Source organism: Mesorhizobium sp. M7A.F.Ca.CA.002.04.1.1 (assembly GCF_004022805.1).
In the GTDB taxonomy this organism is placed as follows: domain Bacteria; phylum Pseudomonadota; class Alphaproteobacteria; order Rhizobiales; family Rhizobiaceae; genus Mesorhizobium; species Mesorhizobium ciceri.
Genome location: NZ_RZPL01000169.1, coordinates 1 through 8,998, shown reverse-complemented (window position 1 = coordinate 8,998; position 8,998 = coordinate 1). Strand labels below are relative to the sequence as shown.

Here is an 8,998-nt window from a genome sequence, read left to right as displayed (position 1 = left end):
CCCCGCCGGTCAAAACCGCCTCTTCAACGGCATGTCCGTCGTTGTGGACAACACCATCGACCCGACCAAATCGGCGAACAAGCAGGCCGACCAGCAATGAGCTTTTCAGATCTCTTCATTCGCCGGCCTGTTCTTTCGACGGTCCTTGCTTGCATGATCCTGCTCCTGGGTTTCCAGGGCATCTTCAATCTGTCGATCCGGCAGTATCCGAAGGTCGATGAAACGGCCATCACGATCACCACGGCCTATCCAGGCGCCAGCGCCGATCTGATCCAGGGCTTCATTTCCGCCCCGATCGCCCGCGCCGTCGCCTCGACCGAAAACATCGACTACGTCACCTCGTCCAGCCGCCCGTCCTCCAGCACCGTGACGGTGCAGATGAAGCTCGGCTCGAACCCCGACGTCGCGCTGACCGAAGTTCTGTCCAAGGTCCAGGGCGTGCGCGGCACTTTGCCGGACGCGTCGAAGGACCCTGTCATCGTCAAGGGCACCGGCCAGCAGTTCGCGATGATGTACATCTCGATGCAGAATCCGAACATGACGAAGGAGCAGCTGACGGAGTATATCGAGCGCGTCATCAGACCGCGCATGTCGACGGTCGAAGGCGTCGCCGACGTGCAGATCTTCGGCGCCCAGGAATACTCGATGCGCGTCTGGATCGATCCGGTCAAACTTGCAGCGCGCGGCGTGACCGCCTCCGAACTGCTGACGGCGATCAACAATTCCAACTTCCTGTCGGCGCCCGGCAACACCCAGAACGAGTATGTCGTTTCCTCGATCACCGTGCGCTCGACATTGCAGACGCCGGAGGCATTCGCCGAGCTGCCGCTGCGCTCGACCGACGGCAATGTGGTGCGGTTGCGCGACGTGGCTCGCGTCGAACTCGCCGCCGAGAACACCGATACCAGGGTCTCGTTCAACGGCAAGCCAGGCACCTTCCTCGCCATCTTCCCGACGCCGGCGGCCAATCCGCTGACCACGGCGGCTGCGCTCACCAAGCTGGTGCCGCAGATTCAGGAGACACTGCCGAAAGGCATGACGATCGAGGTCGTCTACGACGCGACCGGGCAGATCAGCGCCTCGATTGAAGAGGTGTTCAAGACCATCGGCGAGGCGGTTGCCATCGTCGTCGTCGTCATCCTTCTGTTCCTTGGCTCCTTCCGGTCGGTGATGATGCCGATCATCACCATCCCGTTGTCGCTGATCGGCGTCTGCTTCCTTTTGTTCGCGGTTGGCTACTCGATCAACCTTCTGTCGCTGCTGGCCATGGTGCTGGCGATCGGCCTGGTCGTCGACGACGCCATCGTGGTGGTGGAGAACATCCATCGTCACATGGAAGAAGATCACATGTCGCCGATGCAGGCTGCGTTCAGCGGTATGCGCGAAATCGCATCAGCCATCGTTGCCATGACCATGACGCTGGCCGCCGTGTTCGCACCGCTGGCATTTACCGGCGGCCTGACCGGCGCGCTGTTCCGTGAATTCGCGGTCACGCTCGCCGGCTCGGTGGTGCTGTCGGGTGTCATCGCCATCACCATCACCCCGATGATGTCGGCACGCCTCTTGAAGTCCGGCACGCCGGGCCGTTTCCAGCGCATTGTCGACGGCACCTTCGCGCGCGTCGAGCATGTCTATGAACGCGCCGTCACCGGATCGCTGAACTATCGCCCGTTGACGTTGATCATCGTGCTTGCGCTTGTCGGCGTCACCGGCTTCATGTTCACCAAGACCTCGAGCGAACTTGCGCCGGAAGAGGACCAGGGCTTTCTGCTCTCGATTGTGACGGCGCCGCGTTATGCGACGTCCGATTATACCGAGACATACGTCAACCAGATCCTCGGCCTGGTGAAGGATATTCCCGAAACACGGGCGCAGTTCTCGGCCGTCGCCTTCGGCGGCACGACAAACAGCGCCTTCGTCGGCTATGCCTTCAAGGACTGGGCGGAACGCAAGCGCAATTCGAAGGAACTGCAGGCTGACATTACGGCCCGTATCGCCAAAGTGGCCGGTGTCGAGGCCTTCGTCTTCGCACCGCCGACGCTGCCGGGCTCCGGCGGCGGCCTGCCCATTTCCATGGTGGTGCGATCGACCGGCGCTTCCTCGGAAGTGTACGAGGTGGCCGAGCAGATCAAGAACAAGGCGCAGGCCTCCGGCCGCTTCATCGTCGTGCAGAATTCGATGGCCTATGACGCACCGGAGGTGACGGTGACCATCGACCGCGACCGCGCCGCCGCGCTGAACCTGCCGATCGCCGATATCGGCCGCACGCTGACCTTGCTGGTCGGCGGCGCCGAAGTGGCGCAGTTCGACCGCGATTCCAACAGCTACGACATCATCCCGCAGGTGCCGCAGGAGTTCCGCGACGACCCCGACAAGCTCGGCGAATACTTCGTGCGCAGCGTGACCGGCGAGATGGTGCCGCTATCGGCGGTGGTCAAGATTTCGACCAATGCGGCGCCGGCGGCAATCGAGCAGTTCAACCAGCTGAATTCGTCGACGATTTCGGCGCTTCCGCTGCCCGGCGTCACCACCGGCGACGGGCTGAAGGCGCTGGAGGACATCGCCAAGGAGAGCCTGCCCGACACGTTCTTCATCGATTATTCCGGTCAATCGCGACAGGAAAAGGAACAGGGCAACACCATCCTGATCGCTTTCGCGGCCGCAGTTGTCGTCATCTATCTGGTGCTGGCGGCGCAGTTTGAAAGCTTCCGTGACCCGCTGATCATCATGATGGCGGTGCCGTTGTCGATCTTCGGCGCGATCGTGCCGCTCAATCTGGGCCTCGGCACGCTCAACATCTACACGCAGGTCGGCCTGATCACACTGATCGGTCTGATAACCAAGCACGGCATCCTGCTGGTCGAGTTCGCCAACCAGCAGCGTGAAAAGCATGGCATGCGGCGGCGCGATGCCATCATCGCCTCGGCCAAGGTGCGCCTGCGGCCGATCCTGATGACGACGGCGGCGATGGCGCTCGGCGTTGTGCCGCTGATCACGTCCAGCGGCGCTGGTGCCGCGGCCCGCTATTCGATGGGCCTGGTCATCTTCACCGGCATCCTGGTCGGCACCATATTCACGCTCTTCGTCGTGCCCATGTTCTACACCTTTATCGCCAGCAAGGACCTGCCTCATCTGGCGGAGAAGCCGGACCCCAAGCTGATGCCGGCACTGCCGAGCTAGGACGGTCTAGGGAGTCCCGCCCAGAAATGCGCGGGGCAAATCGATGGAAACAAAAGAAAAGAGGCCGGGAAATTCCCGGCCTCTTTTCTTTTTGGCTGGGCTCGATACCGCCGGTTTGAACTGTACGCAATACCGCAGCGTTTCCGGAGGGAGCTTTGAGGCGCGGCAGCATGCTGCCACGCCACCGTTTCCAGCCTGCTACTTGACGATGACGATGCTGGTGTTGGTCGCCCCGAAGGTTTCGACGAGCTGGTAGAAATCGGCGGCGTTGTCGGGGTGCAGCCGCACGCAGCCATGCGAAGCCGGCTGGCCGAGGCGCTTGATCGCATAGGTCGCGTGCACCGCATAGCCGCCGCTGAAGAAGACCGAGTGCGGCATCGGGGCGTTGTCGTATTTCTTCGAATACCACATTTCATGCATGCGGGTCGGCTTGAACGAGCCGGTCGGCGTCACATGGGCCCGGTCGCCGGTGGAGACTTTCCAGGCGAAGGTCGGCCGGCCGTCGACGGAGACTTCCATGATCTGCTGCGAAAGCGAAACGCGCGCCACGATCTTGTTGGCGGCATGCGCGGCGCCCGAGCCGAACAGCAGTGCGGCACCGGTCAGCGCGGCGGCGGCGATGTTGATGAGCTTGGCGGAAATGGCGGTATGCATGAAGAAAATCCCCTCTCTCTGCCGGTCCAGCCGGCTCCAATTCGATGGCTGCTTATCCCAACGTCATGTTTCGGAGAGATTTCGCAAAATGCTCATTTGTGTTTCGAATCTGTTTCCACTGGTTAACAAACGCCAACCCCATTAGAGCCGTCGGTGGCCCGCCAGCGAGACCATAGCAAGACCAAGGTCAGGAACATGGGTATCCGTCGCTAAACGAAAGTGCGAATTAGCAGTATTCGAAAGGACCGCCGTAGATCTCGAAACCGAACTGCAACAAAGCGAGGTTTCAAGCGGCATGATCCGGATACGGGCCGCAAGCAAAGTTGACGCAACGAAAACAGCCGGTAACGAACATGGGAACGAAATCGAACGCGCTGTCCTGGCTTTTCAGGATCAGCATCGCGGCAGCGGTCATCGGCGGCGTCGGCATGGTTGCCGGCACCCCGCTGACAAGCCTCGGCGCGATGACTTCAGGCGAGATTTCGACCCTGCACGCCGCACTGTTTTTCGCCACGGTCTGGATTGTTTCCAGCCTGCGCATCGCCCGGCTAAAGGCCCTCTGGCGGGTCGGCCTTAGGCTGACGGGTTTGCGCGGCGCCTCCGGCAACTTGCTGCCGAGAGGACCGAAGGCCCGCGCCGAGACGGGGGGTTCCGTGGGCGGCGCGGGCGCTTCGGGGGTATCCTGAAGCGACCCGCAACAAACCATTTTGGGGAATTGGTACGATGAAAACGAAATTTGCCGCTTCGGTGCTTTCCGCACTGCTTTACGCCCAGGGCCTGCTCGGCTTTGCCGGCCTTGCCACCGTGCTGCTCAGGGACCGCGCCCACGCTGGCGAGCTGACCATGGGCAGTGACATGCCGGTGGGTCCATCGCTTCTGCTGGTACGCTGAGCGCCAAGAGCGTCGGGGCCGGAGATGGAAAATCCGATGCCCGAAACCAGAGACTGCGTCAGTGCCCGGCAATCAGTCCGCGAATTGCCGCGGCGGATCGAACCGGTAGCCGGCGCCGCGTATGGTGGTGATGGTTTCGGTGTCGAGTTTGCGGCGCAGCCGCACGATGCGCGAATCGATCGAGCGATCGAAGGCATCGGCGTTTTCGGCCGGCGCCGCGGCGATGATGTCGTCGCGCGTCAAAACCTTGCGCGGACTGGCCAGGAACAGCCTGAGCAGCGCCACCTGACCGGGCGAAAGCTGTTCCTCCGTGCCGGAGCGATGCATGACCATCGCCGATCTCAGATCGACGGTCGCGTTCTCCAGCACGATCAGTTCCTGGGTGCCCCTGCCGCGGCGCGAAAGCAGGCCGCCGACACGGGCGGCCAGTTCACGGACATTGAGCGGGCTCTCGATGACGTCGGCCGCACCAAGCTCCAGCGCCAGCACCTTGTCGACAAGATCGGCCGGGCGGCAGATCAGGATGAAATCCGGTCCGCCCTCACCGCCTCCTCCTTGGCCGCCATAACGTCTGAGCAGGTCCCGCCCCTCCGCCTGGCTGAGGCTGTCGCCGACGACGACGACGTCGATGCCCTTTCCCGACAGCAGCGATTCGGCCTCCCAGGGCTGGCGTGCCTGATGCACGTCATGGCCGCGCCGTTCAAGATGGTCGGCGAGTTCGGTCGCGACCACTTCGGCTACCGAAACGAGCGCAATGACGGATCGTGCGGCCATGTTTTCCAACCGTTCCCTGGCAACCCCGATATGAGTGCTGGACATGATGTTTATACCCAATCTACTTTCCACTGAAAGTGGGAGCGAAAGCATCGTGCGGGCAAGAATTGTCATCGTCGAGGATGAGCCCGACCTGAGGGACGCTGTCGCCGAATACCTTGGCGCCGCCGGATATGACGTGGCCACCGCTGAAAGTGCGGCCGCCGCGCGCAGCCTCGTTGAAACGCAGTCGTTTCATCTTGCCATTCTCGACATCGCCATGCCCGGCGAGGACGGCCTCTCGCTTGGCCGCTGGCTGCGTTCGAAACTGCCGATCGGCATCATCTATGCGACCGCGGCCGGCACCGCGCTCGACCGCATTGTCGGGCTGGAACTCGGTGCCGACGACTACATCGTCAAGCCTTACGAATTGCGCGAGGTGCTGGCCAGGGTGCGCAGCGTGTTGCGCCGGGTTCCCCAGCCCAAAGAGCTGCAGGACAAGAGGGCCGGGGCGGATCGCCGTTCCGTTGCCTTCGGCCCCTTCCAGGCCGATCTCGACGGCAGGCTGGTCACCGGCGCCAATGGCGTGGTGATCGACATGGCCAAGAGCGAGTTCGACGTGCTGGAGATTTTCCTCACCCGCGCCAACCGGCTGCTGAGCCGCGCCGCTATCTCCGAGGCGATCGGTTTCACCGAAGATCCGGAATCGTCACGCGCGGTCGACATTCGCATCATGCGGCTGCGCAAAAAGATCGAGGCCGATCCCGCCAATCCGAAATTCCTGCGCACGGTGCGCGGCGAGGGCTATATCTTCTCGCTGCCGGCCGGCGACGGCAACTGAGCACCGGGCCAGAAGGATGTAGTTGCTCGCCGGCCGAATTGGCGCGACTCCGGAATGACAGCACAAGATGATCGCTGAAGCAGCAAGCACCGATATGCAAGGGTTCAGGCAGGGCGCGGCGATGGCGGCCGTGCGCGTCGTTCGCCGGCTGCGCGAGGCCGGCGACTGGCAGCGCGAGATGGACGGCATACTGGAAACGCTCTGCCGGGCCATGGATTGCCAGCGCGGCATCCTGTTTCGCTTGCGCGAACTGCCTGGCCAGGGCTTCGCCCAATCCGTCGCCGCCTACTGGATCGACCCTCTTTTCGGCGGCGAACTGGCATCACCGACCGTCATCATGCAATCGATCGTCAATTCCGACCCGCTGCTGGAGCGGCTTGCCGAGGACGAGAGGCAAGGCAAGATCTTCGCCGGTCATACGCGCGACCTCGAAGGCTTCCTGAGGACCGATTTCGAGAAGCAGAACATCAAATCGTTCCTCTCGGTCTCGGTCTTCGCGCACGGCCATCTCTGGGGCACGCTGGCGGTCAATGACTGCATCAACGAGCGTGCATGGACCGACGAGGAAGAGGCGACGCTGCACATCATCGCGCTGGCCATCGGCGACGCCATAGAGCGCTCGCCCTCCGACGCCCACGCCAGCGAGGTCATTCGCCGCACCATGCTGCAGGCCTCGCTCGACGCCATTGTCGTCATCGACGAGACCGGCTCGATCATCGAATTCAATCCGGCCGCCGAGAAGATGTTCGGCTTCCAGCGCAGCGACATCCTCGGCAAGGACCTGCTCGATACGATCGTGCCGATCTACTACCGCAAGGGCTATGCCTCAGGAGCCGAATACATGTCCGGCCGCGGCGCGCCGATGGTCGGCCAGCGGCTCGAGACGGTGACCCAGAATGCCGCCGGCGAAGTGTTCCCGATCGAGCTGACGGCCACCGAGATGCGGGTTGCCGACCGCCGCCTGATCTTCGGCTCCATCCGCGACCTGCGCGACAAATTGCGCGCCGAGGAGGAAATCGGCCGGCAACGCGAGAAGCTGCACCAGAACGAGAAGATGGCGGCGATGGGTTCGTTGCTGGCCGGTGTGTCGCACGAGCTCAACAACCCGCTGGCCGTGGTTGTGGCGCAATCGACGCTGCTGCACGAATTCGCCTCCGATCCGCAAACCAAGGTGCGCGCCGAAAAGGTCCGCGCGGCCGCCGAGCGCTGCGGCCGCATCGTCAAGAGCTTCCTGTCGATGGTCCGCCTCCATCCCGCGGCACAAGCCGAGACCGACCTCAACCAGGTGATCCGGGCGGCACTTGAAGTGACCGCCTATGGCGCGCGCTCAAGCGGCATCATCATCGACACCGATTTCGCCGCAGGCCCGCTGCTGGCCATGGCCGACGCCGACCATGTGACGCAGGTGGCGGCCAATTTCCTCATCAACAGCCAGCACGCTTTGGCTGGCATTGCCGGCGACCGGCTGATCAAGGTGCGGACGTTCCGCAGCGACCGGGATCATCCCTGCTTCTCGGTCGAGGACAATGGGCCCGGCGTGCCGGAAGCGATCCGCGGCCGCATCTTCGAATCCTATTTCACCACCAAGCCGGTCGGCGTCGGCACCGGCATCGGCCTGTCGATCTCGAAATCGATCATCGAGCGGCACAATGGCAATGTCTGGTTCGAGGAAGTGCTCCCGAGAGGCGCGCGTTTCGTCGTCCAGCTGCCGGCCATCGTGGCCGGCCTCGCCACCGCCGGCGACAACCAGCCGCGATCGAGCGGCCTGCGCCATGCCTTGATCATCGACGACGAGCCGGATGTCGCCGGGTCACTCTCCGACATCCTCGAACTGATGGGCATCAAGTCGCGGATCGTGCCGGTCTGGGAATCGGCCGCCGCCACCTTGAGCGGCCACATGCCGCCGGACATCGTTTTTTCGGACCTGCGCATGCCCGGCGTCAGCGGCATATCGATCTATCGTGAGCTGCTCGCCGAAAAGCCCGATTTGGCGCGGCGTTTCGTGCTGGTCACCGGAGACCTGATCGGTGCCAAAGCCGAAATCGAAGCCTTGCCGGCGCACCAGCGACCGCAGATTCTGGAAAAGCCGTTCAGCACGCTGGATGTGCGCAGCGTGCTCTCCGCCATCGCCGAACAGGCGGCCTTGAAAGGATAAAAAAAGAGGCTCCCGGGGGCGGGAGCCAAAAGGAGCGCACTGGAGGGCGCTCGGGGAGGTCAGAGCATGATCCACAAAACGGGAACGGTTTTCGGGACCATGCTTCGACGGAAATCAGAAAATATTCGGCGTGCCGGTCAACGGCGCGGCATTGGCGATCATGCGGATCGCCCGGCTTTTGTGTGTTCCGGACTGTTCGGCGATGGCGCGCAGGCAATCCATGCTCTCGGCACCCCAGGCCTGGCCCTTGCAGGCGAAGTCGGTCAACGGCACCGGCAGACGCGCGGTCCTGGTCGTCGTCTGCGCGCCGTCGATGAGATTGGCCGGCGGATTCAACGAAGCGAAGGCCGGCCCGATTGTCGGCGTGAACGCCATGCCGACGAAGGCGCAAGCAGCCAGCACCATGAACATCGCCATGGGGTGGTCGCTGGCCCGCTGGCGCAGCGCCAGTTTCGGACGGCGGTCATTGCGCTCTGGAGCCTGAAGGCGGCTCTCGCCGCGGATCGTCTGGATTTTTGCATGCA

8 protein-coding genes are annotated in these 8,998 nt (G+C 63.1%); 5 read left to right on the top strand and 3 right to left on the bottom strand.

Annotation, left to right across the window (positions count from 1 at the left end; translation table 11 throughout):
- Positions 1 to 96 precede the first annotated feature (96 nt).
- Positions 97 to 3,180, top strand: coding sequence for an efflux RND transporter permease subunit (locus ENZ75_RS11640; RefSeq protein ID WP_063169134.1), 3,084 nt, complete (start codon positions 97 to 99; stop codon positions 3,178 to 3,180).
- A 198-nt stretch (positions 3,181 to 3,378) separates the two neighbouring features.
- On the opposite strand, the gene ENZ75_RS11635 is transcribed toward ENZ75_RS11640, so the two are convergent.
- Positions 3,379 to 3,834 (bottom strand): L,D-transpeptidase, encoded by a 456-nt coding sequence (locus ENZ75_RS11635; RefSeq protein WP_013529305.1) that lies wholly within the window; start codon positions 3,832 to 3,834, stop codon positions 3,379 to 3,381.
- A 353-nt stretch (positions 3,835 to 4,187) separates the two neighbouring features.
- On the opposite strand from ENZ75_RS11635, the gene ENZ75_RS11630 reads away from it, so the two are divergent.
- Positions 4,188 to 4,520, top strand: a complete 333-nt coding sequence (locus ENZ75_RS11630) for a hypothetical protein (RefSeq protein ID WP_063169135.1) — start codon at positions 4,188 to 4,190, stop codon at positions 4,518 to 4,520.
- Positions 4,521 to 4,557: 37 nt separating this feature from the next.
- On the top strand, positions 4,558 to 4,725 hold the full coding sequence (locus tag ENZ75_RS11625; protein ID WP_013529303.1) for a hypothetical protein: 168 nt from the start codon (positions 4,558 to 4,560) through the stop codon (positions 4,723 to 4,725).
- 72 nt (positions 4,726 to 4,797) lie between these two features.
- On the opposite strand, the gene ENZ75_RS11620 is transcribed toward ENZ75_RS11625, so the two are convergent.
- Positions 4,798 to 5,499 carry a response regulator transcription factor gene (locus ENZ75_RS11620; protein ID WP_063169136.1) on the bottom strand — a complete coding sequence of 234 codons (702 nt, stop codon included), beginning with the start codon at positions 5,497 to 5,499 and terminating at the stop codon, positions 4,798 to 4,800.
- Between the two features lie 46 nt (positions 5,500 to 5,545).
- On the opposite strand from ENZ75_RS11620, the gene ENZ75_RS11615 reads away from it, so the two are divergent.
- Positions 5,546 to 6,319, top strand: a complete 774-nt coding sequence (locus tag ENZ75_RS11615) for a response regulator transcription factor (RefSeq protein ID WP_181172685.1) — start codon at positions 5,546 to 5,548, stop codon at positions 6,317 to 6,319.
- 67 nt (positions 6,320 to 6,386) lie between these two features.
- The gene (locus tag ENZ75_RS11610) at positions 6,387 to 8,474 is read left to right on the top strand and encodes an ATP-binding protein (RefSeq protein ID WP_027163147.1); all 2,088 of its coding nucleotides are present in this window, start codon (positions 6,387 to 6,389) and stop codon (positions 8,472 to 8,474) included.
- Between the two features lie 114 nt (positions 8,475 to 8,588).
- On the opposite strand, the gene ENZ75_RS11605 is transcribed toward ENZ75_RS11610, so the two are convergent.
- A partial coding sequence (locus ENZ75_RS11605; RefSeq protein WP_245481147.1) for a hypothetical protein occupies positions 8,589 to 8,998 on the bottom strand: 410 nt, incomplete at its 5' end.

Bases quoted from the DNA above. Each gene is read 5' to 3' on its own strand.
- ENZ75_RS11625 (WP_013529303.1), top strand. From the start codon at position 4,558: ATGAAAACGAAATTTGCCGCTTCGGTGCTTTCCGCACTGCTTTACGCC.
- ENZ75_RS11635 (WP_013529305.1), bottom strand. From the start codon at position 3,834: ATGCATACCGCCATTTCCGCCAAGCTCATCAACATCGCCGCCGCCGCG.
- ENZ75_RS11640 (WP_063169134.1), top strand. From the start codon at position 97: ATGAGCTTTTCAGATCTCTTCATTCGCCGGCCTGTTCTTTCGACGGTC.
- ENZ75_RS11615 (WP_181172685.1), top strand. From the start codon at position 5,546: ATGTTTATACCCAATCTACTTTCCACTGAAAGTGGGAGCGAAAGCATC.
- ENZ75_RS11610 (WP_027163147.1), top strand. From the start codon at position 6,387: ATGATCGCTGAAGCAGCAAGCACCGATATGCAAGGGTTCAGGCAGGGC.
- ENZ75_RS11630 (WP_063169135.1), top strand. From the start codon at position 4,188: ATGGGAACGAAATCGAACGCGCTGTCCTGGCTTTTCAGGATCAGCATC.
- ENZ75_RS11620 (WP_063169136.1), bottom strand. From the start codon at position 5,499: ATGGCCGCACGATCCGTCATTGCGCTCGTTTCGGTAGCCGAAGTGGTC.